The sequence below is a fragment of the Enterobacter sp. Crenshaw genome, assembly GCF_024734705.1.
GTDB lineage: Bacteria > Pseudomonadota > Gammaproteobacteria > Enterobacterales > Enterobacteriaceae > Enterobacter > Enterobacter asburiae_B.
The window spans coordinates 2,582,312-2,602,565 of record NZ_CP102932.1 but is presented as its reverse complement, the minus strand read 5'-3'; the positions used below and the strand labels follow the sequence as shown (position 1 = coordinate 2,602,565).

Here is a 20,254-nt window from a genome sequence, read left to right as displayed (position 1 = left end):
AGTTAAACAGATGGGCGACTATCATCACGGCGTCGAGGTCATCGAGATTAATGATGGCACGCGCACCATTTCCACCGTCTCGACGGCCATCATCGGCATGGTCTGCACGGCCAGCGATGCTGACGACAAGACGTTTCCCCTTAATGAGCCGGTGCTGATTACCAGTGTGCAAACGGCTATCGGTAAAGCCGGTAAAAAAGGCACGCTGTCAAAATCCCTGCAGGCCATCGCCGACCAGTGCAAGCCGGTCATTGTGGTGGTGCGCGTTCCCGAAGGTATCGAAGACCCGGAAGACCCGGAAGCGGCGCAGAAAGAAACCATTTCCAACATCATCGGCACGACCGACGAAAACGGCAAATACACCGGGCTGAAAGCGCTGTTAACGGCGAAAACCGTCACCGGCGTTAAGCCGCGCATTCTCGGCGTGCCGGGGCTGGATACGCAGGAAGTGGCGACCGCGCTGGCGTCGACCTGCCAGAGCCTGCGCGCGTTCGGCTATGTGAGCGCGTGGGGCTGCAAGACCATTTCCGACGCCATCAAATACCGTGAGAACTTCAGCCAGCGCGAGCTGATGGTCATTCACCCTGATTTTCTGGCATGGGACACCACGGCGAACGAAACCGACATTGCCTGGGCGACCGCCCGCGCGCTCGGCCTTCGCGCCAGAATCGACCAGGAAACCGGCTGGCACAAAACGCTGTCCAACGTCGGCGTGAATGGCGTCACCGGCGTCAGTGCCTCGGTCTCATGGGATTTGCAGGAGCAGGCCACCGACGCCAACCTGCTGAATCAGGCCGGGGTGACAACGCTCATCCGCAACGACGGCTTTAAGTTCTGGGGTAACCGCACCTGCTCGGACGATCCGTTATTCGTGTTTGAAAACTACACCCGCACGGCGCAGGTGCTGGCCGACACGATGGCAGAGGCGCACGCGTGGGCGATGGATAAGCCCGTTTCCGCAACGCTCATCCGCGACATCGTCGCCGGTATCAATGCCAAATTCCGCGAGCTGAAAAACAACGGCTATATCGTTGACGGCTCCTGCTGGTACGACCCGGAGTCAAACAGCGTGGAAACCCTGAAAGCCGGGAAGCTGTATATCGATTACGACTACACCCCCGTCCCGCCGCTGGAAAATCTGACCCTGCGCCAGCGCATCACCGATACCTATCTGGCAGACCTGTCAGACTCGGTCAACAGCTAAGGAACTCAGAGCATGGCGTTACCACGCAAACTGAAATACCTGAATATGTTTAACGACGGGCTCAGCTACATGGGTGTCGTTGAATCCGTCACCCTGCCAAAGCTGACCCGCAAGCTTGAGAAATATCGCGGCGGCGGGATGCCGGGCTCGGTGTCGGTTGACCTCGGACTCGACGACGACGCGCTGTCGCTTGAGTGGACGCTGGGCGGCCTGCCTGACGTCGCGCTGTGGGCGCAGTACGCGTCACCGGGTGCCGACAGCGTGCCGCTGCGCTTCACCGGCTCATTCCAGCGCGATGACACCGGCGAAATTTCTGCCGTTGAGGTGGTCATGCGTGGCCGTCACAAGGAGTACGACGGCGGCGAAAACAAACAGGGCGAAAGCGGCACGACAAAAATCGCGACCGAGTGCTCGTACTACCAGCTCACGATCGACGGCAAAGAGGTCATCGAGATTGACGTCGTCAACATGGTGATGAAAGTCGACGGCGTCGACCGTCTCGCTGAGCACCGCCGGGCGATTGGCCTGTAACCCGTTTACCGGTCAGCCAGGCTGGCCGGTCTCCTACTCACATTCAAAGAGAGCAACATCATGGAAAACATCAACGAAACCGCCACCGAAACCGAAAACCCAAACATTGTGATCCTCGATAATCCAATCATGCGCGGTGAGCAAAAAATCGAACAGGTGACCGTGTCCAAACCCAACGCCGGAACCCTGCGCGGTGTGAGTCTGGCCTCGCTGGCAAACTCTGACGTCGATGCGCTGATTAAGGTGCTGCCGCGCATGACGTACCCGGCGCTGACCGAGCCCGAGGTCATGCGTCTGGAAGCGTCAGACCTGATTTTGCTCGCAGGTAAGGTGGTTGGTTTTTTGTCGCCATCTTCGGCTCGCTGACCTTCCCGGATAACCTTTCGGTCGATGACCTGATGGCGGATATCGCGGTGATATTTCACTGGCCGCCATCAGAGCTGAATTCTCTGAGCGTGACCGAGCTCATCACATGGCGCGAAAAGGCGCTGCAGCGAAGCGGACACCAACATGAGCAATAACGTCAGACTTGAGGTACTGCTGAACGCAGTCGACCGGGCAAGCCGACCGCTTAAAGCTATCCAGACTGCCAGCAAGACCCTTGCCGGCGATATCCGCACTTCTCAAAACAGCCTGCGCGATCTGAATGCGCAGGCTGGCCGAATTGACGGATTCAGGAAAGCGAGCGCACAGCTTGCCGTGACCGGCCAGTCGCTTAACAAGGCCAAACAGGAAGCCGCCGCGCTGGCTATCCAGTTTAAAAACACGCAGAACCCGACTACCGCGCAGGCGCGCGCGATGGAGGCAGCGAAGAAATCCGCCGCTGACCTGCAGCTCAAATACAACAGCCTCAGGCAGTCGGTGCAGCGCCAGCGCACCGAGCTCGCGCAGGCCGGAATTAATACCCGCACCCTCTCGGCGGATGAGCGCCGACTAAAAACCAGCATCAGTGAGACGACCGCGAAGCTCAACCGGCAGCGTGAGGCACTGGCTCGGGTCAGTCAACAGCAGGCGCGACTGAGTCGGGTAAAAGAGCGTTATCAGGCCGGTAAATCCCTTGCCGGAGGCGCAGCAGCGGCAGGCGCGGCGGGCGTCGGAATCGCCACGGCGGGAACGATGGCCGGAGTCAAATTACTCACGCCCGGTTATGACTTTGCACAGAAAAACTCTGAGCTGCAGGCCGTGCTCGGGGTCGAAAAACAGTCACCCGAAATGGAGGCGCTGCGCAAACAGGCGCGCCAGCTCGGGGACAATACTGCAGCGTCTGCAGATGATGCGGCGAGCGCGCAGATTATCATTGCGAAAAGCGGCGGGGATGCTGCAGCGATTCAGGCGGCGACGCCGGTCACGCTGAATATGGCGCTGTCTAACCGTCGCTCGATGGAAGAAAACGCCGCGCTGCTGACGGGTATGAAATCCGCGTTTCAGATGTCAAACGACCAGATCGCACACATCGGCGACGTGCTGTCGATGACGATGAACAAAACGGCCGCTGACTTTGACGGACTGAGCGACGCCCTGACGTATGCTGCGCCGGTGGCAAAAAATGCCGGGGTCAGTATTGAGCAGACCGCCGCAATGGTCGGCGCGCTCCATGATGCCAAAATCACCGGCTCGATGGCGGGGACGGGCAGCCGTGCCGTCCTGAGTCGCCTGCAGGCTCCGACCGGTAAGGCATACGAGGCCATCAAAGAACTCGGCGTTAAAACGTCTGACAGCAAGGGCAACACGCGCCCGATATTTGCCATTCTGAAAGAAATGCAGCGCAGTTTTGAGAAAAACAATCTCGGAACAAGCCAGCGCGGCGAGTACATGAAAACCATTTTCGGTGAGGAGGCCAGCTCGGCGGCGGCGGTACTGATGACCGCGGCCTCAAGCGGCAAACTCGACCAGCTCACGGCGGCGTTTAAAGCCTCGGACGGGAAAACCGCTGAGCTGGTCAAAATTATGCAGGACAACCTCGGCGGCGACTTCAAAGAATTCCAGTCAGCCTATGAGGCCGTCGGTACTGACCTGTTTGACCAGCAGGAGGGCTCACTGCGTGAGCTCACTAAAACCGCCACGAAATATGTTTTAAAGCTCGATGGCTGGATCACTAATAACAAAACACTTGCGTCAACCATCGGGTTAATTGCAGGTGGTGGGCTGGCGCTGATTGGCGTGCTGGGCGGGATTGGCCTGATAGCGTGGCCGGTGGTAACGGGTTTCAACGTGATTATGGCCGCTGCCGGTGTTCTCGGTGCAAATCTGGCCGCAATGGGGGCGGCCATTGTCTCTGTGCTCGGGGCGCTTACCTGGCCGATTGTGGCTATTGGCGTTGCCATCATCGCCGGTGCGCTGCTCATCCGCAAATACTGGGAGCCAATAAGCGCATTTTTCTCAGGCGTAATGGAGGGGTTAAAGCAGGCTTTTGCCCCTGTAGTGGAACTATTCAAACCGTTAAAGCCGGTTTTTGACTGGCTGGGTGACAAACTTAAAGCGGCGTGGCAGTGGTTTAAAGACCTGATCGCACCGGTTAAGTCGACGCAGGAGACGCTCGACAGCTGCAAAAATGCGGGTGTGATGTTCGGTAAGATGCTGGCCGAAGCGCTGATGTTACCGCTCAAAAGCTTTAATACATTGCGTACCGGCGTTAACTGGCTGCTGGAAAAGCTCGGGGTTATCAATAAAGAATCGAGCGACCTGGACCAGAAGGCCGCAAAAGCCAGTGCCGCCACCGACTCGCAAAAGGGGTCTTATATTCCGGCCACCTCTGCATATGGTGGCTATCAGGCATATCAGCCAGTAACGGCTCCCACCGGAAAGACTTACGTCGACCAGAGCAAGCCCGAATATAACATTAACCTGAATGGTGGTATCGCGCCGGGCAGCGACCTTGACCGCCAGCTCCGCGAGGCTGTCGATAAATTCGACAGGGAAAACCGTGCGCGTCAGCGCTCAAGTATGCGCCATGACTGAGGGGGATAAAGCATGTTAATGGTTTTAGGTTTATTTGTGTTTGAGCGCCGCACGCTGGCCTATCAGTCCATGCAGTATTCGAAGGATTACCGCTGGGCGTCAAACGACCGTATCGGCAAGCCACCGGCTTACCAGTATCTCGGGGAAGGGGAAACCACGCGCACGCTGTCGGGCGTGCTCTATCCAGAAATTACCGGCGGACGTCTGTCACTGACCGCCATCGAGCTGATGGCAGACGAGGGGCGAGCGTGGCCGCTGATTGACGGAACGGGCATGATTCACGGCATGTATGTCATCGACAAAGTGACGCACACGCACACCGAGTTATTCAGCGACGGGGCTGCGAGAAAAATCGAGTTTAGCCTTTCGCTTAAGCGGGTCGATAAATCGCTGGCGGCCATTTATGGCGACCTGAAAACGCAGGCCGACAATCTGGTCACGTCTGCCGGTGACTGGCTGGGAGGGCTGGCAGGATGATTACAGGTATGGATATTCAGGCCGGGGCGAAGATAGCCCCGGCGTTTATGCTCAAGCTGGATAACGAGGATATCACGCAGGATTTTAGTGACCGCCTTATCAGCCTGACCATGACCGACAATCGCGGATTCGAGGCCGACCAGCTCGATATCGAGCTCGATGACACTGACGGCCAGATAGCTTTGCCACCGCGCGGCGCAACGTTGACGCTGTGGTTAGGCTGGCAGGATTCCGCGCTGATAAAAAAAGGGATGTTCACGGTCGACGAAATCGAGCACAGGGGCGCACCTGATACGCTGACCATCCGGGGGCGCAGCGCCGATTTTCGCGGGACGCTGAACTCGCGCCGGGAACAGTCATGGCATGACACCACGCTCGGGCAAATTGTGGAGACGATTGCGGCACGCAATAAGCTGACGGCCAGCGTGGCCGACACGCTGAAAGCCGTCGCCGTGCCTCACATTGACCAGTCGCAGGAATCCGACGCGGTGTTTCTTTCCCGCCTGGCTGACCGGAACGGAGCGTCGGTTTCGGTAAAAGCGGGGAAACTGTTATTCCTGAAAGCGGGGAGCGGTAAGACGGCCAGCGGAAAGCCCATTCCGCAGATGACGCTTGAGCGCGGGGACGGCGATCGTCATCAGTTTGCCATTGCTGACCGGGAAGCCTACACCGGCGTGACGGCAAAGTGGCTGCACACCAAAGACCCAAAGCCGCAAAAGCAAAAGGTGAAGCTCAAGAGAAAGCCCAAAGAGAAGCACCTCCGCGCACTGCAGCACCCGAAAGCGACCAACGCCCCGGCAAAGGCCAAAGCCAAAAAAGAGCAGGAAGCGCGCGAGGGTGAGTATATGGCCGGTGAGGCTGACAACGTGCTGGAGCTGACGACCATTTACGCGACAAAGGCGCAGGCCATGCGCGCCGCTCAGGCTAAGTGGGACAAGCTGCAGCGAGGTGTCGCGGAGTTTTCAATCTCGCTGGCTATTGGCCGCGCCGATTTATTTCCTGAAACGCCAATTGCGGTGAAAGGCTTTAAGCGCGTCATAGACGAGCAGGCTTGGATAATCAGCCGGGTGGTGCATAACCTCAACAGCAACGGCTACACGACGGGCTTAGAGCTTGAGGTTAAGGTTTCGGATGTGGGGTACGAAAGCGAAGAATTAACGCAGTGATTTGTTTTTATGTATTTGTTATATAAGGATAAAGTGAGTAAAATTAGCGCATCGGAAATTAAATGAGGTGCTCGCCATGTTTCACTGCCCAAAATGCCATTTTGCCGCTCACGCCCGCACAAGTCGCTATTTTACCGACACGACCAAAGAGCGGTATCACCAGTGCACAAACATCAACTGCAGCGCGACGTTTGTGACCACCGAAACGGTCGAGCGCTTTATCGTATCGCCGGGGGTAGTAGTACCAGCGGCACCGCACCCGACATCATCAGGCCAGCAACAAATGCACTGGCAGTGACCAAAAGAAAGCCCCGCAAATGCGGGGCTTTTTGTATGCTGACTACTTAAAAAGCCGCGTATGTGAAAGCATGATCCCTTTTGCTTTTACTTCTGCTTCTTTCCCCATTTCATTACAGGTATCGAGCGGGTTTTCCATCACATAACCCTGTGTTTTATGCTTGTTTAGAATGTGCAGCTCTTTGACAGTCTTAATGTAATTAGCCGGAGCATCCTTAGTCCAGATAGCCATGCAGGCACCTGCGCTGATAATTGCATCGTATACAGTAGGGGTGATCTGATTCTCGTTTAATACCACCGTTAAAGTGTCGCCACTTTTTGAGACCTCAATCGGCTGCCACGGCTTAAGCGATTTTTTGAGAGTGGCGATGTCATTTGCCTGCGAGATAAAGGACGTAAGGACGAGGGAGAGTAGGAGTGTAGTTTTCAGAAGTTTCAAAATAATTTCCTTATTAAACAAATGCTTGAAATTAATTGTGTCATTCAAATACTAAAAAAGTAAAGCCCCGCACATGGCAGGGCTTTTTCACGATGTGGTCAATGTGTGGCCGTGACCAGAAATAAATCCTTTTATTTCAGTGCGTTAATTCAAAAAAAAATAAGCCCGCGTAAGAGATACTTTGCTCGCGGCTATGGAAAACCTTAAAATTAAGTAGGCGGCTGCATTGAATGTCATTGATTATAAGGTTTTTTTTCGTGTTTGACGTGATTTTGTAACTTTGTGTTTCATTTATTTGCATTTAAGGATTATTCTTAAGGAAATTTTTAAGGATAAATCACATGACGCTACCAAATGAGATAGATTTTTTGTTACGAGTTGAGTCTGGTAAGAGTTTGGTCGATATGAACTACGCCCTCGACACCATGAAAGGTTTTTCTTCGACTATTAGTGCTGTTTCTGAGGGGGCATTATCAGAACCTGAGGAATTTAAATCTAAAAGTAGTATTGCAGACGATATACGTACCGAGTTGTTAGAGGGTTTTTTAGGTTCGTATGTACAAAAATTTCGCTTGAAAATTAATGACCCTGTCAAAGAATTGAAGCTCAAGAGAATGAGTAATTCTGTATTAGCAGAGTTGATTACATATTATGTAAATGAGGTGCTTTACGCAAAACAACCTGAACTTTCAAAAAAAGCGGATAAGCATATAAAAAAACTTGAGCCTATCGAAAGCAAAATAATTACAAGAATATCTTCTTGGGTAGAAGATATGCATACGCTTTCAATAAGGAAAGACTATTCAGTAAAGTTGTATCGATTGACCGATGCGAAGAAATTTGTTTTATTCGAAGTCAATAAAACAACGTATGGAAATGCTTTTGAATTGACCGAGGATGCTGATATAACAGAAATTGAAGCTGTAATATCACGATTTAATATTTTTACGGGTAATGGAAGATTATTAGTTAATGGGGACAATTCGACAATTCCATTCGGCTTTGCTGGTGCGTATAGTAAAGTAAAAGGTGCTGATAAGCAGAAGATTTCTCGAAACCTGTCAGCAAACACAGCAGTCGCTGATGAAGAACGGGTAAACATAACACTATCGGTAAAACCTAAAAGAAATAAGTCAAATGAAATAGTGAAATATGTGGTGTATGAGGTTGAACCTTCATGAAACGGGGGTTTTGGCTGTACATAATCTTTGTTACTGCAGGTAGTATACTGCTGTTGATTTCGTCATATGTAGGATGGTTCTTTGTTCATTTAAGTAGAAGTCTTTCACCAAGTGGTGAGCAATGGGGGCAGTTTGGGGATTTCTTTGGTGGAGTGCTGAATCCCATCCTTAGTTTCATCACTATTTGTATTTTAATAAAAACTTCAATTTATCAGGAAAAACACAATTCACTTTTGGAGCAAAGAGAAAGAATTAAAAGATTTGAAGATCGATTCTACGGCATGATTGGACAGGTTAAGAATAATTTTGATAAATTAACGATTAACCTGAATGGTGAAGAGAAAATAGACGGAAAAAAAATCCTAAAAGTCATGGAGGATGCAATATTTTCAAATAACCAAACCGAATTTATGAATACTAATGGTTTCAAGGAGAATATATTCCCCGTGGTAAGGCAGTTTTATCTTCTTTTGAAGATGTTAGAAACTGAATATGCAAGGGGCGATATTAGTGATGAGTCCATTTTAGAGTATAATCTATGGTTAATAAACTCCACAGATTATGATATATTGAGGTTTGTAATTTTAAGTTCTTATTATTATGATACTATACAAGCTTCTAAATTTATTGTCGGAAACAAAAGGTTTATTGATGAGGTTAAGAGGTTGGGATTCGAAAAATATATCGAAGCAATCATTAAGTATAAATCTATGTAAAGTTAAAGCTTGTTATGCTCATGCATGTTCCTCCAAATGACAAGTCATTTATACAATATTTACTATATTATATTGTTAATTTTATTGAGTATAAGCGTGACTAAGCAATTTGGTAGCCGCTTAAATAATTCCAAAATAAAAGCCCCTAAATTTAGGGGCTCAAGTTTTGATGTGGTCAATATGTGGACATTTCCTGAAATAAATCCTTTTATTTCATTATGTTGAAGCGTTTGAAAAAGCTCCTGAGGGAGCCTTTTTTATTATGTTTGACAACCCCTCACTATTTAGTTGTATAGTGCAACTAAATGATGAGGGCACAACATGCACAGCGAAACCCCGGTAGTCAGTGTTATTCGACGTTCCTCGCGCCTTATGGTGCGAGAGTTAGGTTTTATGGCCTCGACCCTGGCCTCAACGAATTACTCACCGTCGGCCGTCCATACCCTGGTCGAAATAGCCCTACGCAAAGAGATGACGGCGAGTCAGCTGGTGCAGCTGCTGGGCCTGGATAAATCCAGCGTCAGCCGGATGCTGGCTCGCCTGATTGCCGCGGGCGAACTCGAGGAAGTGACTTCACCTGAAGATGCGAGAGCGAAGAGCCTCAGGCTGACCGCGAAAGGTCATGAGACGGTCAGTAAAATTAATACCTTTAGCAACGAGCGCGTGGTCTCAGCAATAAAGAGTCTTGCTCCTGTCCAGCAGCAGACCATCTCTGAAGGACTCTCCCTTTATGCCAACGCGCTGCTGGCGTGCCGTGAGACGGGCAGCGACAAGCGCCCCGACGAACTCACGATAGTTAAGGGGTATATTTCCGGCATGATTGGTCGTGTCGCGGAGATGCACGGGGTTTATTACGCGCGCGAGCACCATTTTGGCCGCTTTTTTGAGGCTAAAGTGGCTACGGGAGTTGCGGAATTTAGTGACCGCCTGGATAAGCCATGCAACCAGATCTGGCTGGCGGTGATGAACGGCAGGATAGTGGGGTCAGTGGCGATAGACGGCGAGGATTTAGCGCCGGGTGAAGCGCATCTTCGCTGGTTTATTCTCGACGATGGCTGCCGGGGACACGGGGTGGGGAAAAAACTGCTGACCGATGCGATGCGCTTTTGCGACAGCGCTGGTTTCTCTGCTGTGCATCTCTGGACATTCAATAAGCTGACCGCCGCACGGCGTTTATACGAATCGTTTGGATTTACGCTCGTCAAGGAGTGGGAGGGCGATCAGTGGGGAACCCTTATAACGGAGCAGCAGTTTACCCGGCGCAGAGACGCGTAACCTCTACTATAAAAAAGGCTCCTTTCGGAGCCGCTTTGGTATCAGAACACTTTCTTATACGGTCGAACCGTTACTTTCGCATATACACCTGCGGCAACATACGGATCTGCGTCAGCCCATGCCTGAGCGCTTTCCTGAGATTCAAACTCAGCAATCACTGTGGAACCGGCAAAACCGGCGGCGCCAGGATCGTTGCTGTCTACTGCAGGCATTGGGCCGGCGGTCAGTAAACGGCCTTCATCCTGGAGCAGCTGCAAACGTGCCAGATGCGCAGGGCGCACAGACTGGCGTTTTTCGAGCGAATCAGCAACATCTTCAGAGTAAATCACGTAAAACACGGCGAAGCTCCTTAACCGGTAAAAGTGTCAGTTACGTTATGTGAAAGGGCAAACGACTGCAATGTAAAATAAAAACAATGTTAATACCCTGATCTGAATGCGCCTTTTTTGGCCTCTCATGCGCTAAAGTTGCGCCAGAACAAAGTGTCTTATTGAATATGATTGCTATTTGCATTTAAAATCAGTGTTCGGTTTTTTAACGTTGATGATTATGACTTCGATGACCCTTGATTTACCTCGCCGCTTCCCCTGGCCGACGCTGCTTTCTGTCGTGATTCACGGTGCTGTTGTGGCGGGTTTGCTGTATACCTCGGTTCATCAGGTTATTGAAATGCCCGCGCCCGCGCAGCCGATTTCGGTGACGATGGTATCGCCAGCGGATCTCGAACCGCCGCAGGCTGCACCTCAGCCACCGCAGCCGGTGGCTGAACCTGAGCCAGAGCCCGAGCCTGTTCCGCCGCCACCGAAGGAAGCGCCGGTGGTGATCCACAAGCCTGAACCGAAGCCAAAACCTAAGCCGAAGCCAAAACCGGTGAAGAAGGTCGAGGAGCGTCCGAAACGCGAGGAACGTCCGGTTGAACCGCGTGCGACCCAGACGGTCGAGAATGCGGCGCCTTCGCGTCCGGTGATGAATAACACCGCAACCGCGCCTAAGCCGACAGTCAGTGCCCCTGCGGGCCCGCGCGCGCTGAGTCGCAACCAGCCTCAGTATCCGGCGCGGGCGCAGGCCTTACGTATTGAAGGCCGCGTACGGGTTAAATTTGACGTCACTGCCGATGGCCGCGTGGATAACGTGGAAATCTTGTCCGCTCAGCCTTCCAATATGTTTGAGCGCGAAGTGAAATCGGCGATGCGCAGATGGCGCTATGAAGCCGGAAAACCGGGCAGCGGACTGATTGTGAATATTGTTTTCCGCCTGAACGGCGGGGCGCAGATGGAATAAAAAAAGCCTCCTGATGGAGGCTTTTTTTTTGCCTGTCAATCAGGCCTGCGGAAGTTGACGAGGTTTTCCCTCGCTATCCACTGCAACATAAATAAACAGCGCTTCAGTGGCCTTATAACGCTGTCCAATGGGTTCAGAAGAGACTTTCTTAACCCATACTTCGATGTTGATTGAAATAGAGGTGTTGCCGCGTTTGACGCAGCGCGCGTAGCAGCAAACCACATCTCCCACCGCAACCGGGCGCAGGAAGGTCATGCCGTCCACTCGCACAGTCACCACGCGCCCGTGGGCAATCTCTTTTGCCAGAATTGCGCCGCCCATATCCATCTGCGACATCAGCCAGCCGCCAAAAATATCGCCATTGGCATTTGTGTCAGCGGGCATTGCCAGTGTGCGTAAAACCAGTTCGCCCTGCGGGGCGTTAGTTGTTGTCATTGTTTTAACTCGTAACGGAAGACTTCAGGCGGGATGCTACTATGATTTCACAGCGGAGAGAATAGACCAGAACGCCTGTCATAGACGTTCTGGTCAGTCATTAATCAGTGCTTGTCGTCCTGAGGCATGTGGCGATAGATGTATACGCCGCTTAACAGCGTGAAGATAAGCGTCAGCGCGGTCAGGCCGAAGACCTTAAAGTTGACCCAGATATTCTGCGGCAGCCAGAAGGCGATATAGATGTTGGCGAGACCACAGAGAATAAAGAAGACCGCCCAGGCGATATTCAGACGGGACCAGACTTCCTGAGGCAGCGTCAGCTCTTTGCCCAGCATGCGCTGGATCAGCGGCTTTTTCATGACCCACTGGCTAATTAACAATGCGCCCGCAAACAGCGCGTAAATAACGGTCACTTTCCACTTAATAAATTCATCATTGTGGAAGAACAGCGTAAGCCCGCCGAATACGGCGACCAGGACGAACGTTATCAGCGCCATCTTTTCGACTTTGCGATAGCGCACCCAGCTGTAGATGAGTACAACAGCGGTCGCAACGATCAGCGCAGTAGTCGCGGCATAAATATCGTACAGCTTATAAAAAGCAAAAAAGACCACGAGCGGTAAAAAATCAAGAAACTGCTTCATTCTGTGATTCCATCTTCTGAGCGGGGCGGGAGGCAGCGATGCCACCCGCCTCAGGATTACTGACGAATTAACATATACAGGCGGAACAGATAGACCAGCAGTACCGCTGAAATCAGATTGCTCAGCGTATTCGCCACTACCGCGCCAACGTTCGGCGTTAATACCGCAAAATTCGGTGCAAACAACAGCAGGAGCGTTTTGGCGAGCAGCCAGCCGATCACGGCGGGAGCCACCAGACGCATATTAGCCCATGCCAGTCTGATGCTGCTGCGCATCGCGGTAAAAATCCCCATTTTATCCTGCACCACCATCACAGGCGCAAATGAGAGCACGATAGCCAGTAATACGCCCGGCACCACGACCAGCATAATCCCCATTTGCACCAGCATGGTGGTTAAAAAGATCAGAATAAACAGCTTAGGTAAGACTGGCGCACTCGCACCAATCGCCCGTAAGGCGCTGACCCGGTGACCCGCCGATACCAGCTGAATCATCAGCAAAACGCCGCCCGCCAGAACCGCATTACCAATCAGGCCTGAGAACGTGGATGCGGCAGACGCCCGCAGCAGAATTTGCTGCTGCTCCGGCGTCATGTTTTGCACCAGTTCAAACAGCCCCACGCTTCCGGCAAGGTGGTCACCCTGGCTCAGGCTGGCAATCTGTTCTTCACTCGGTGAGAAGGCATGGCCCAGCACCACCGTGATAAAGGCACATAGCAACGCGATCAGTAAAAAGGTTATGAACTGATTGCGGAAAAAGTTTCCCGTGTCACGGTAGACAGACTTCGCCGTGATAGACATGCACTCTCCTTGAGTATTGCAGGTGTTAATTAGCCGGCAATTGTACACCGGATGCACCTGCTGTGGCAGCATCAAGGCTTGTATGGAAAAGCATATCTTTGTAAAGCGGCGGTAATCCAACGCGCGCCCGGGCGCGATTACAGGCTTCGTTGACCTGCCCATCTTCCCCCGACATGGCAAATTCCCGGCACGGGCTGGGCCGATCCTCATAAATGGAACATCGGGTAGAGACCCCTGGCTCACCCTGTAGCGCGACGCAGCGGGCCTGCTTTTGGTTTGTGCCGCTCATGCAGCGCAGAAAGGGCGTTAACGGCTCAGTAAGATGAACCGGAACGGTACCGCCGCCATCGCTGGCTTCGGCCCAGTAGAAAGAGACTCGAAAATACGCACAACAGGCTCCGCACGTCATGCACGGGTTGATATCACTCATGGCACACCTGCAAAAGAAGAACGCATCAAATCAACTTGTTAGAGCGATAAATTATCCAGCCGTCAGAGGAAGAGCAAGAGGGGGAAAAGGGAAAATTTTGTAACCGTGAAATGCCAAAAATTGACATGGAAACAACTTATCGCTTTTGGATGTGTAACAAAAAATTAATCCAGATCAATGAATGTTAAGTTACTGGTTTTAATGTGATCTGTAGCAGATCACTTATTACTCATTTGTGAGTATATTCTCATCCGCGATTAAAACCACAACGATGGAGCGGATATGAAAAAATTAGCGGTGGCAGCCCTTGTATTAAGCAGTCTCTCTGGCGGCGCGTATGCGCATGAAGCAGGCGAATTCTTTATTCGTGCCGGTTCGGCTACGGTTCGCCCGACTGAAGGATCGGATAACGTGCTGGGTATGGGCGGTTTTAACGTCAGTAATAACACCCAGTTAGGGTTAACGTTCACCTATATGGCGACGGAAAACGTTGGTGTTGAGCTTCTGGCTGCAACGCCGTTCCGTCATCGCGTGGGCCTGGGCGCAACCGGTGATATCGCTACGGTTCACCATTTACCGCCAACGCTGATGGCGCAATGGTACTTTGGCGATGCCAGCAGCAAGGTGCGTCCTTATATTGGCGCCGGTGTGAACTACACCACCTTCTTTGACGAGAAGTTTAACGATACCGGTAAAGAGGCCGGTCTGACTGACCTCAGCCTGAAAGATTCATGGGGTATGGCGGGACAGGTCGGTCTGGACTATCTGATTAACCGCGACTGGCTGATTAACGCCTCGGTCTGGTACATGGATATTGATACGGACGTACGCTTCAAGGCGGGCGGTCAGCAGCAAAGTATCAATACTCGCCTGGATCCGTGGGTGTTTATGTTCTCTGCGGGTTATCGTTTCTGATCGCCCGTCAAACTGGCCACAGGGTGGCCAGTTTGCTTTGCTCACTTCAAAACGACGGATAAACCGGCCGCTCATCAAGCTTTACGCAGTGCCTAAGGATCTTTTCCCCATCGTATAAATAGCTGAAAGCGTCGCTGGACAGGGAATGGAAAAGAATATCGCCGTTGGCAAACGGGATAATTTCGGTATCTCCCGCACGTTTATGTCCCGCACCGGTTTCAAAATGACCTTGCCATCGTTCCTGGGTATGGTCATATACGTGCAGAATGATCTCGACAAGTCCTCTTTGCGGACAATTAAGGCGCAGGAAGGTAGAAGAGAAATTCAGGGACAGCGCATGGAAGGGAATCAATAAGGCGAAAACCAGTAAAGCTCGTAAATACATCAAACCGCGAAAACCTCCTTCAAAAGGGAAATGAGATTTTACTTAAGTCAAAAATTGCGTTTTTGCCGTGGATCAAGATGTCCTATAATTCAATAGGATAAAGGCCCCTTACGAGGCCCTTAGCGATCACTTCTGAATCAAATACCGAATGGTCGGGCCATCCTGCTGGATATCCAGCACCGTGTAGCCGTGGTTTTTCGCATCCAGCGGAATGTTGTTGATGGACTGCGGACAGTCGCTGACCACTTCCAGAATTTCCCCTTTTTTGAGCTGCGGTAGGGCTTCAAGCGTGGCAACAGCCGGATAAGGGCAGGGTTCACCAACCATATCCAGACGGTAATCGGGCACGATCTCTTTCATGCAGCATTCTCCTGGGTTTCTGTTTTAACACTCGCGCGACGGAAGAAGCGTTTCTCCTGCGCGACAACCAGTAAAAAAGCGACCAGCAGCAGGGCGTAGGTGACCAGCAGGCCGCCGAGAGGGCCGAAGGTGCTCAGCAGATTGACCTTGTCCCAGCTCGTGGCAAGCGCCGGGGACAGATCGTCCCAGAAGTACGCCAGGATCGTCGAGCCGATAACATTTCCCAGGCCCACCCACCAGTAATGCACCTGACCTTCAACGGCGCGGTACATCCAGCCGGTTTCACACCCGCCAGCCAGCACAATCCCGAAGCCAAACAGCAGGCCGCCAATCACCGCGTTAGGGCCAGCCCACATGATTTTCGGTTCAACGCCCAGCTGAACATAGCTGAAGATACCGATGGCGCTGACCGCCATCCCGGCGATAATCGCCTTTGCCATCATCGTGCGGCCGGTGATCCACATATCGCGAAACGCGGAGGTAAAGCAGATCTGCGCGCGTTCAATGAGCAGACCAAAACCCACGCCGAACAGCATCGCCAGGCCGAGTTTGGGCTGATTCATCGCAGTGCAAAGCGCCCAGGCGACCATAGCCAAAAAGACCAGCATACCGAGGCGGAAACGGCGACGCGCCTGGTCCGGCTTCTGGGTTAACGGAGACGCTGCGCTGACTTTTGTCATTTTCACCGGAATGCGGAACAGCGGCAGCAGGGTAAATTTGGCACCGAAGTAAGAGCCGATGGCCGTGGCGACAGCAAAGAACCAGGCGTGAAGCGAAAACTGAGGAATACCCGTAAAGAAAGCGGCCAGGTTACAGCCCATCGCCAGACGGGCGCCAAACCCGGCAATGATACCGCCGACTACCGCCTGCATTATGCGAATACGGCTTTTGGGCATCCGCAACTTAACGTTGTTTGCCCACAGCGCCGCCGCGAAACAGCCACCGAACATGCCGACGATCATCATCCCGTCGATGCGGGTTAGCGGTGTGCCATCCAGATGGATGAGTTTAAAGTAACCCCACTCTTCGGTATGCACGCCAGCGAGCTGTAGCAATTGACCACCCCAGCGGGTGAACTCGCCGGTCACGGCCCAGAAGGTGCCGGTGATGCCGAAATAGTAGGTAGAGAGAATGCCTGCCGCGATAACGGCCGGAACAGGTGACCAGAACTTAACCAGGTAAGCCTGTTTAAAGGATTGCCATGACATGAATAAGCCTCTGAACTCAGAAGGATTAAAGATAAAAAAGAGTCCAGATCATACGCTTGCACGCCAGAATGGAAAGCCATTCACGCCGAAAATATCGACGGGATCAATTTTGAGGTAATCCGTTGTAGAAGGTGGGGAAGGAAGGGGAACCGTCTGGCAGGAAGCCAGACGGTAGAGAGGTTATGCTTTACGCGTCGCCGCTTTCATTGCGGTCACAAACGCTTTCAGCTCGGCCAGCATCTGCTCTGGCTTGTCCACGTTCTTCTCGATGATCTTCACAATCGCGGAGCCGGAGATGGCACCTGCCGCCTTCGCGTCAATCGCTGCGGTGACCTGATCCGGGGAGGAAATCCCGAATCCCTGCAGCGGAGGCGCGGCATGATACTCGGCCAGCTTCTCCACCAGATGATGCAGAGGCAACGCCGCTTTATTCTCGGCACCGGTCACGCCAGCGCGGGAGAGCAGGTAGGTATACCCGCGTCCGTAAGAGGCAATCTGGCGCAGCAGGGCGTCATCGGCGTTCGGCGGGCAGATGAAAATCGGGGCGACGTTATGGCGCATGGCCGCCTGACGGAATGGCGCAGATTCCTCGACCGGTACGTCTGCCACCAGAACGGAGTCGACGCCCACGCGTGCGCACTCGGCGTAAAACTCATCGATACCGCGGTTGAACACCAGGTTGGCGTACATCAGCAGGCCGATCGGAATGGTCGGGTGCTTCTGGCGAATCGCCGCCAGCATCTCGAAGCACTGGGTCGGCGTCACACCGGAGGCGAATGCGCGCAGCGTCGCGTTCTGGATTGTCGGGCCATCCGCCAGCGGATCGGAGAACGGAATACCCAGCTCCAGCGCGTCAGCACCGGCTTCAATCAGGGTGTCGATAATCTTCAGCGACTGTTCCGGGCCCGGATCGCCCAGGGTGACGAAGGGAACGAACGCGCCTTCCTGGCGGGATTTCAGCTCTGCAAATACGTTATCGTAGCGTTCCATCAGATTTCCCCTCGTGCTTTCAGAATATCGTGAACGGTGAAGATATCTTTGTCACCGCGTCCGGAAAGGTTCACCACCAGCAGCTGCTCTTTTTCCGGGTTTTCTTTCATCATTTTCAGCGCGTGCGCCAGCGCGTGCGAAGACTCCAGCGCCGGGATGATCCCTTCGCTGCGGCACAGCGTTTTAAAGGCTTCCAGCGCTTCGTCATCGGTAATGGAGACATAGTCCGCGCGGCCGGTGCTGTTCAGATACGCATGCTGCGGCCCGACGGACGGGAAGTCGAGGCCGGCAGAAATAGAGTAAGACTCTTCAATCTGGCCCTCATCGGTTTGCATCATCGGGGATTTCATCCCGAAGTAGATCCCCACGCGGCCATGCTTCAGCGGCGCGCCGTGTTCACCCGATTCAATGCCGTGCCCGGCAGGCTCGACGCCAATCAGGCCGACGCTGGTGTCGTCGATAAAGTCTGCGAACATGCCGATGGCGTTAGATCCGCCGCCAACGCAGGCGATCACCGCATCCGGCAGGCGACCCTCTTTATCGAGGATCTGCGCTTTGGTCTCTTCACCGATCATGCGCTGGAATTCGCGCACGATAGTCGGGAACGGGTGCGGGCCCGCCGCGGTACCGAGCATATAGTGCGCGGTTTCATAGCTGCCAGACCAGTCGCGAAGCGCTTCGTTACAGGCATCCTTCAGCGTCGCGGAGCCGCTGTGCACCGGGATCACTTCCGCTCCCATCAGACGCATACGGAAGACGTTCGGAGACTGACGCTCAACGTCTTTCGCTCCCATATAGATGCGGCATTTCAGGCCGAGCAGGGCGCTGGCAAGCGCAGAGGCCACGCCGTGCTGGCCCGCACCGGTTTCGGCGATGATTTCGGTTTTGCCCATACGCTTCGCGAGCAGCGCCTGGCCCAGCACCTGGTTAGTTTTATGCGCGCCGCCGTGCAGCAGGTCTTCACGCTTCAGATACAGCGTGGTTTTGGTGCCTTCCGTCAGGTTGCGGCATTTGGTCAGCGCGGTCGGACGACCGGCGTAATTTTTCAGCAGGTCGGTAAATTCAGCCTGAAACGCCGGATCTTTCTGCGCGCTGACAAACGCTTCTTCCAGCTGGCGCAGCGCGGGCATCAGGATTTGCGGGACGTACATCCCGCCGAACTCACCAAAATACGGGTTAAGTAATGTCGTCATCTTCTCTTCCTTAATATGCACGCAGAGTTTTAAAAACCGAGGCCAGCTTGCTGGCATCTTTGATACCCGGTTGGGACTCTACGCCTGAATTGAAATCGAGGCCTGCGCAGCCGGTTTTAGCGGCTTCTACGCAGTTATCCGGGCTTAATCCGCCCGCCAGCAGGACGTTGTCCAGTTTCTCGCCGTTCAGCAGCGACCAGTCAAAACGCTGGCCGGTACCGCCCTGGCCGTTATCGAGGACGTATTTATCCACGTGGTTCAGGTTACGCGAGGGCAAAGTATCGCCTACGCTTTGCGCTTTCCAGATTTGCACCTGTGGTGCCAGCGCGGCGCGCAGGGCATCGATGTAGCTCTGGTCTTCATCGCCGTGGAGCTGCACCGCGCTGAGGGATAACGCGTCGGCTTTTGCCGCAACGTCTGCAATATCTGCATTGCGGAAAACGCCCACGTAGCTGAGCGGAGCCGCTGCGATGACCTTACGCGCCTGCTCTTCACTGACCGCGCGAGGAGATGAATCCACAAAGATCAGCCCGCCATAAATCGCCCCGGCTTCATACGCGGCCTGGGCATCCTGTTCGCGGGTTAAGCCGCAGACTTTGTTTTCACCCAGCAGCACGCGACGTACCGCCGCATTGAGATCGTCATGTTCCATCATGGCGGAGCCAATCAGGAATCCGTTGGCGAAGTGGCTCAGCTCGCGCACCTGGGCGTAGCTGTTAATGCCGGATTCGCTGATCACCGTAACGCCAGACCCCAGACGCGGCGCCAGCTGGCGGGTACGGTTAAGGTCAATGGACAGGTCACGCAGATCGCGGTTGTTAATGCCGACCACTTTGGCTTCCAGCGCAATCGCGCGCTCCAGCTCCTCTTCGTTGCTCACTTCGGTCAGTACGCCCATGTTCAGGCTGTGCGCCACGGCGGAAAGCTGGCGATACTGCTCGTCGTCGAGCACTGAGAGCATCAGCAGGCAGGCGTCGGCCTGGTAAAAACGCGCCAGCCAGATCTGATACGGGTCGATAATAAAGTCTTTGCACAGGATCGGCTGCGGCGCGATGCCGCTGACGATCGGCAGAAAATCGAAGCTGCCCTGAAAATATTTCTCATCCGTCAGCACGGAGATGGCTGAAGCATGATGCTTATAAATGCCGGCAATACGCGCCGGGTCGAAATCGTCACGAATAACGCCTTTGGACGGGGACGCTTTTTTGCACTCAAGAATAAACGCGGTGCGCGTACCCCGCAGGGCGTCATAGAAACGACGGCTGCTCGGGACGACGTCATTCTGGAAACTGGCAAGCGGCTGCTGTTGCTTGCGGGCTTCCACCCAGATGGCCTTATCGGCAACGATTTTCGCTAAAACGGTCTGCAT

Annotated in this window: 25 protein-coding genes; 13 read left to right on the top strand and 12 right to left on the bottom strand. The window is 53.4% G+C overall.

Going from position 1 to position 20,254, the window contains the following annotated elements:
• The first annotated feature begins 10 nt into the window (after positions 1–10).
• The 8 genes from NWV12_RS12485 (at position 11) to NWV12_RS12450 (ending at position 6,634) form a co-directional block, all read left to right on the top strand.
• Entirely contained in the window at positions 11–1,204 is a 1,194-nt protein-coding gene (locus NWV12_RS12485) for a phage tail sheath protein (protein WP_101744572.1), read from the top strand.
• Between the two features lie 12 nt (positions 1,205–1,216).
• Positions 1,217–1,735 carry a phage major tail tube protein gene (locus tag NWV12_RS12480; RefSeq protein WP_032678189.1) on the top strand — a complete coding sequence of 173 codons (519 nt, stop codon included), beginning with the start codon at positions 1,217–1,219 and terminating at the stop codon, positions 1,733–1,735.
• Between the two features lie 60 nt (positions 1,736–1,795).
• Entirely contained in the window at positions 1,796–2,101 is a 306-nt protein-coding gene (locus NWV12_RS12475; RefSeq protein WP_101744571.1) for a phage tail assembly protein, read from the top strand.
• A gap of 32 nt (positions 2,102–2,133) precedes the next feature.
• Complete coding sequence (locus tag NWV12_RS12470; protein ID WP_063437433.1) at positions 2,134–2,256, top strand: GpE family phage tail protein; 123 nt, start codon at positions 2,134–2,136, stop codon at positions 2,254–2,256.
• On the top strand, positions 2,246–4,693 hold the full coding sequence (locus NWV12_RS12465) for a phage tail tape measure protein (RefSeq protein WP_101744570.1): 2,448 nt from the start codon (positions 2,246–2,248) through the stop codon (positions 4,691–4,693). The genes NWV12_RS12470 and NWV12_RS12465 overlap by 11 nt, the downstream gene beginning before the upstream one ends.
• A gap of 12 nt (positions 4,694–4,705) precedes the next feature.
• Positions 4,706–5,170 carry a phage tail protein gene (locus NWV12_RS12460; protein WP_101744569.1) on the top strand — a complete coding sequence of 155 codons (465 nt, stop codon included), beginning with the start codon at positions 4,706–4,708 and terminating at the stop codon, positions 5,168–5,170.
• Positions 5,167–6,336, top strand: a complete 1,170-nt coding sequence (locus NWV12_RS12455; RefSeq protein ID WP_101744568.1) for a phage late control D family protein — start codon at positions 5,167–5,169, stop codon at positions 6,334–6,336. The genes NWV12_RS12460 and NWV12_RS12455 overlap by 4 nt, the downstream gene beginning before the upstream one ends.
• Before the next feature lie 76 nt (positions 6,337–6,412).
• Positions 6,413–6,634: a DNA-binding transcriptional regulator gene (locus tag NWV12_RS12450; protein ID WP_032665565.1), complete on the top strand. Its 222-nt coding sequence runs from the start codon at positions 6,413–6,415 to the stop codon at positions 6,632–6,634.
• 42 nt (positions 6,635–6,676) lie between these two features.
• Here the strand turns inward: NWV12_RS12450 and NWV12_RS12445 are convergent, their stop codons facing one another.
• The gene (locus tag NWV12_RS12445) at positions 6,677–7,072 is read right to left on the bottom strand and encodes a hypothetical protein (protein WP_233788476.1); all 396 of its coding nucleotides are present in this window, start codon (positions 7,070–7,072) and stop codon (positions 6,677–6,679) included.
• A 341-nt stretch (positions 7,073–7,413) separates the two neighbouring features.
• Between NWV12_RS12445 and NWV12_RS12440 the strand changes: the two genes are divergently transcribed.
• The 3 genes from NWV12_RS12440 (at position 7,414) to NWV12_RS12430 (ending at position 10,244) form a co-directional block, all read left to right on the top strand.
• Positions 7,414–8,253, top strand: coding sequence for a hypothetical protein (locus tag NWV12_RS12440; protein WP_032678185.1), 840 nt, complete (start codon positions 7,414–7,416; stop codon positions 8,251–8,253).
• A complete protein-coding gene (locus NWV12_RS12435) occupies positions 8,250–8,969 on the top strand; it encodes a hypothetical protein (protein WP_101744567.1) in 720 nt (239 codons plus the stop codon). Before NWV12_RS12440 ends, NWV12_RS12435 begins: the two co-directional genes overlap by 4 nt.
• Positions 8,970–9,290: 321 nt before the next feature.
• Complete coding sequence (locus NWV12_RS12430) at positions 9,291–10,244, top strand: helix-turn-helix domain-containing GNAT family N-acetyltransferase (protein ID WP_048979136.1); 954 nt, start codon at positions 9,291–9,293, stop codon at positions 10,242–10,244.
• A gap of 41 nt (positions 10,245–10,285) precedes the next feature.
• Here NWV12_RS12430 and NWV12_RS12425 read toward each other — a convergent pair whose 3' ends face one another.
• Positions 10,286–10,582 carry a YciI family protein gene (locus tag NWV12_RS12425; RefSeq protein ID WP_023312090.1) on the bottom strand — a complete coding sequence of 99 codons (297 nt, stop codon included), beginning with the start codon at positions 10,580–10,582 and terminating at the stop codon, positions 10,286–10,288.
• A 220-nt stretch (positions 10,583–10,802) separates the two neighbouring features.
• Between NWV12_RS12425 and tonB the strand changes: the two genes are divergently transcribed.
• Positions 10,803–11,525, top strand: a complete 723-nt coding sequence (gene tonB, locus NWV12_RS12420) for a TonB system transport protein TonB (RefSeq protein ID WP_048979137.1) — start codon at positions 10,803–10,805, stop codon at positions 11,523–11,525.
• Between the two features lie 39 nt (positions 11,526–11,564).
• Here the strand turns inward: tonB and yciA are convergent, their stop codons facing one another.
• The 4 genes from yciA to NWV12_RS12400 all read right to left on the bottom strand — a co-directional run bounded on the left by yciA (position 11,565) and on the right by NWV12_RS12400 (position 13,834).
• Complete coding sequence (yciA, locus tag NWV12_RS12415; RefSeq protein WP_008502796.1) at positions 11,565–11,960, bottom strand: acyl-CoA thioester hydrolase YciA; 396 nt, start codon at positions 11,958–11,960, stop codon at positions 11,565–11,567.
• A gap of 104 nt (positions 11,961–12,064) precedes the next feature.
• Complete coding sequence (locus NWV12_RS12410; RefSeq protein ID WP_023312088.1) at positions 12,065–12,604, bottom strand: septation protein A; 540 nt, start codon at positions 12,602–12,604, stop codon at positions 12,065–12,067.
• A 56-nt stretch (positions 12,605–12,660) separates the two neighbouring features.
• Positions 12,661–13,404 carry a YciC family protein gene (locus tag NWV12_RS12405; protein ID WP_032656704.1) on the bottom strand — a complete coding sequence of 248 codons (744 nt, stop codon included), beginning with the start codon at positions 13,402–13,404 and terminating at the stop codon, positions 12,661–12,663.
• Between the two features lie 25 nt (positions 13,405–13,429).
• Entirely contained in the window at positions 13,430–13,834 is a 405-nt protein-coding gene (locus NWV12_RS12400) for a YkgJ family cysteine cluster protein (RefSeq protein WP_021240310.1), read from the bottom strand.
• Positions 13,835–14,116: 282 nt separating this feature from the next.
• On the opposite strand from NWV12_RS12400, the gene ompW reads away from it, so the two are divergent.
• Entirely contained in the window at positions 14,117–14,749 is a 633-nt protein-coding gene (gene ompW, locus NWV12_RS12395) for an outer membrane protein OmpW (protein WP_023312086.1), read from the top strand.
• 46 nt (positions 14,750–14,795) lie between these two features.
• Here the strand turns inward: ompW and NWV12_RS12390 are convergent, their stop codons facing one another.
• The 6 genes from NWV12_RS12390 to trpCF form a co-directional block, all read right to left on the bottom strand.
• Complete coding sequence (locus tag NWV12_RS12390; RefSeq protein ID WP_033145750.1) at positions 14,796–15,134, bottom strand: hypothetical protein; 339 nt, start codon at positions 15,132–15,134, stop codon at positions 14,796–14,798.
• A 126-nt stretch (positions 15,135–15,260) separates the two neighbouring features.
• Positions 15,261–15,494: a sulfurtransferase-like selenium metabolism protein YedF gene (gene yedF, locus NWV12_RS12385; RefSeq protein WP_003856774.1), complete on the bottom strand. Its 234-nt coding sequence runs from the start codon at positions 15,492–15,494 to the stop codon at positions 15,261–15,263.
• On the bottom strand, positions 15,491–16,702 hold the full coding sequence (gene yedE / locus NWV12_RS12380; RefSeq protein WP_048979139.1) for a selenium metabolism membrane protein YedE/FdhT: 1,212 nt from the start codon (positions 16,700–16,702) through the stop codon (positions 15,491–15,493). The genes yedF and yedE overlap by 4 nt, the downstream gene beginning before the upstream one ends.
• Before the next feature lie 180 nt (positions 16,703–16,882).
• Entirely contained in the window at positions 16,883–17,692 is an 810-nt protein-coding gene (gene trpA, locus NWV12_RS12375; RefSeq protein ID WP_029740534.1) for a tryptophan synthase subunit alpha, read from the bottom strand.
• Entirely contained in the window at positions 17,692–18,885 is a 1,194-nt protein-coding gene (gene trpB, locus NWV12_RS12370) for a tryptophan synthase subunit beta (protein ID WP_048979140.1), read from the bottom strand. The genes trpA and trpB overlap by 1 nt, the downstream gene beginning before the upstream one ends.
• A 10-nt stretch (positions 18,886–18,895) precedes the next feature.
• A complete protein-coding gene (gene trpCF / locus NWV12_RS12365) occupies positions 18,896–20,254 on the bottom strand; it encodes a bifunctional indole-3-glycerol-phosphate synthase TrpC/phosphoribosylanthranilate isomerase TrpF (protein WP_048979141.1) in 1,359 nt (452 codons plus the stop codon).

Bases quoted from the DNA above. Each gene is read 5' to 3' on its own strand.
- NWV12_RS12485 (WP_101744572.1), top strand. From the start codon at position 11: ATGGGCGACTATCATCACGGCGTCGAGGTCATCGAGATTAATGATGGC.
- NWV12_RS12480 (WP_032678189.1), top strand. From the start codon at position 1,217: ATGGCGTTACCACGCAAACTGAAATACCTGAATATGTTTAACGACGGG.
- NWV12_RS12475 (WP_101744571.1), top strand. From the start codon at position 1,796: ATGGAAAACATCAACGAAACCGCCACCGAAACCGAAAACCCAAACATT.
- NWV12_RS12470 (WP_063437433.1), top strand. From the start codon at position 2,134: ATGGCGGATATCGCGGTGATATTTCACTGGCCGCCATCAGAGCTGAAT.
- NWV12_RS12465 (WP_101744570.1), top strand. From the start codon at position 2,246: ATGAGCAATAACGTCAGACTTGAGGTACTGCTGAACGCAGTCGACCGG.
- NWV12_RS12460 (WP_101744569.1), top strand. From the start codon at position 4,706: ATGTTAATGGTTTTAGGTTTATTTGTGTTTGAGCGCCGCACGCTGGCC.
- NWV12_RS12455 (WP_101744568.1), top strand. From the start codon at position 5,167: ATGATTACAGGTATGGATATTCAGGCCGGGGCGAAGATAGCCCCGGCG.
- NWV12_RS12450 (WP_032665565.1), top strand. From the start codon at position 6,413: ATGTTTCACTGCCCAAAATGCCATTTTGCCGCTCACGCCCGCACAAGT.
- NWV12_RS12440 (WP_032678185.1), top strand. From the start codon at position 7,414: ATGACGCTACCAAATGAGATAGATTTTTTGTTACGAGTTGAGTCTGGT.
- NWV12_RS12435 (WP_101744567.1), top strand. From the start codon at position 8,250: ATGAAACGGGGGTTTTGGCTGTACATAATCTTTGTTACTGCAGGTAGT.
- NWV12_RS12430 (WP_048979136.1), top strand. From the start codon at position 9,291: ATGCACAGCGAAACCCCGGTAGTCAGTGTTATTCGACGTTCCTCGCGC.
- tonB (WP_048979137.1), top strand. From the start codon at position 10,803: ATGACCCTTGATTTACCTCGCCGCTTCCCCTGGCCGACGCTGCTTTCT.
- yciA (WP_008502796.1), bottom strand. From the start codon at position 11,960: ATGACAACAACTAACGCCCCGCAGGGCGAACTGGTTTTACGCACACTG.
- NWV12_RS12410 (WP_023312088.1), bottom strand. From the start codon at position 12,604: ATGAAGCAGTTTCTTGATTTTTTACCGCTCGTGGTCTTTTTTGCTTTT.
- NWV12_RS12405 (WP_032656704.1), bottom strand. From the start codon at position 13,404: ATGTCTATCACGGCGAAGTCTGTCTACCGTGACACGGGAAACTTTTTC.
- NWV12_RS12400 (WP_021240310.1), bottom strand. From the start codon at position 13,834: ATGAGTGATATCAACCCGTGCATGACGTGCGGAGCCTGTTGTGCGTAT.
- ompW (WP_023312086.1), top strand. From the start codon at position 14,117: ATGAAAAAATTAGCGGTGGCAGCCCTTGTATTAAGCAGTCTCTCTGGC.
- NWV12_RS12390 (WP_033145750.1), bottom strand. From the start codon at position 15,134: ATGTATTTACGAGCTTTACTGGTTTTCGCCTTATTGATTCCCTTCCAT.
- yedF (WP_003856774.1), bottom strand. From the start codon at position 15,494: ATGAAAGAGATCGTGCCCGATTACCGTCTGGATATGGTTGGTGAACCC.
- yedE (WP_048979139.1), bottom strand. From the start codon at position 16,702: ATGTCATGGCAATCCTTTAAACAGGCTTACCTGGTTAAGTTCTGGTCA.
- trpA (WP_029740534.1), bottom strand. From the start codon at position 17,692: ATGGAACGCTACGATAACGTATTTGCAGAGCTGAAATCCCGCCAGGAA.
- trpB (WP_048979140.1), bottom strand. From the start codon at position 18,885: ATGACGACATTACTTAACCCGTATTTTGGTGAGTTCGGCGGGATGTAC.
- trpCF (WP_048979141.1), bottom strand. From the start codon at position 20,254: ATGCAGACCGTTTTAGCGAAAATCGTTGCCGATAAGGCCATCTGGGTG.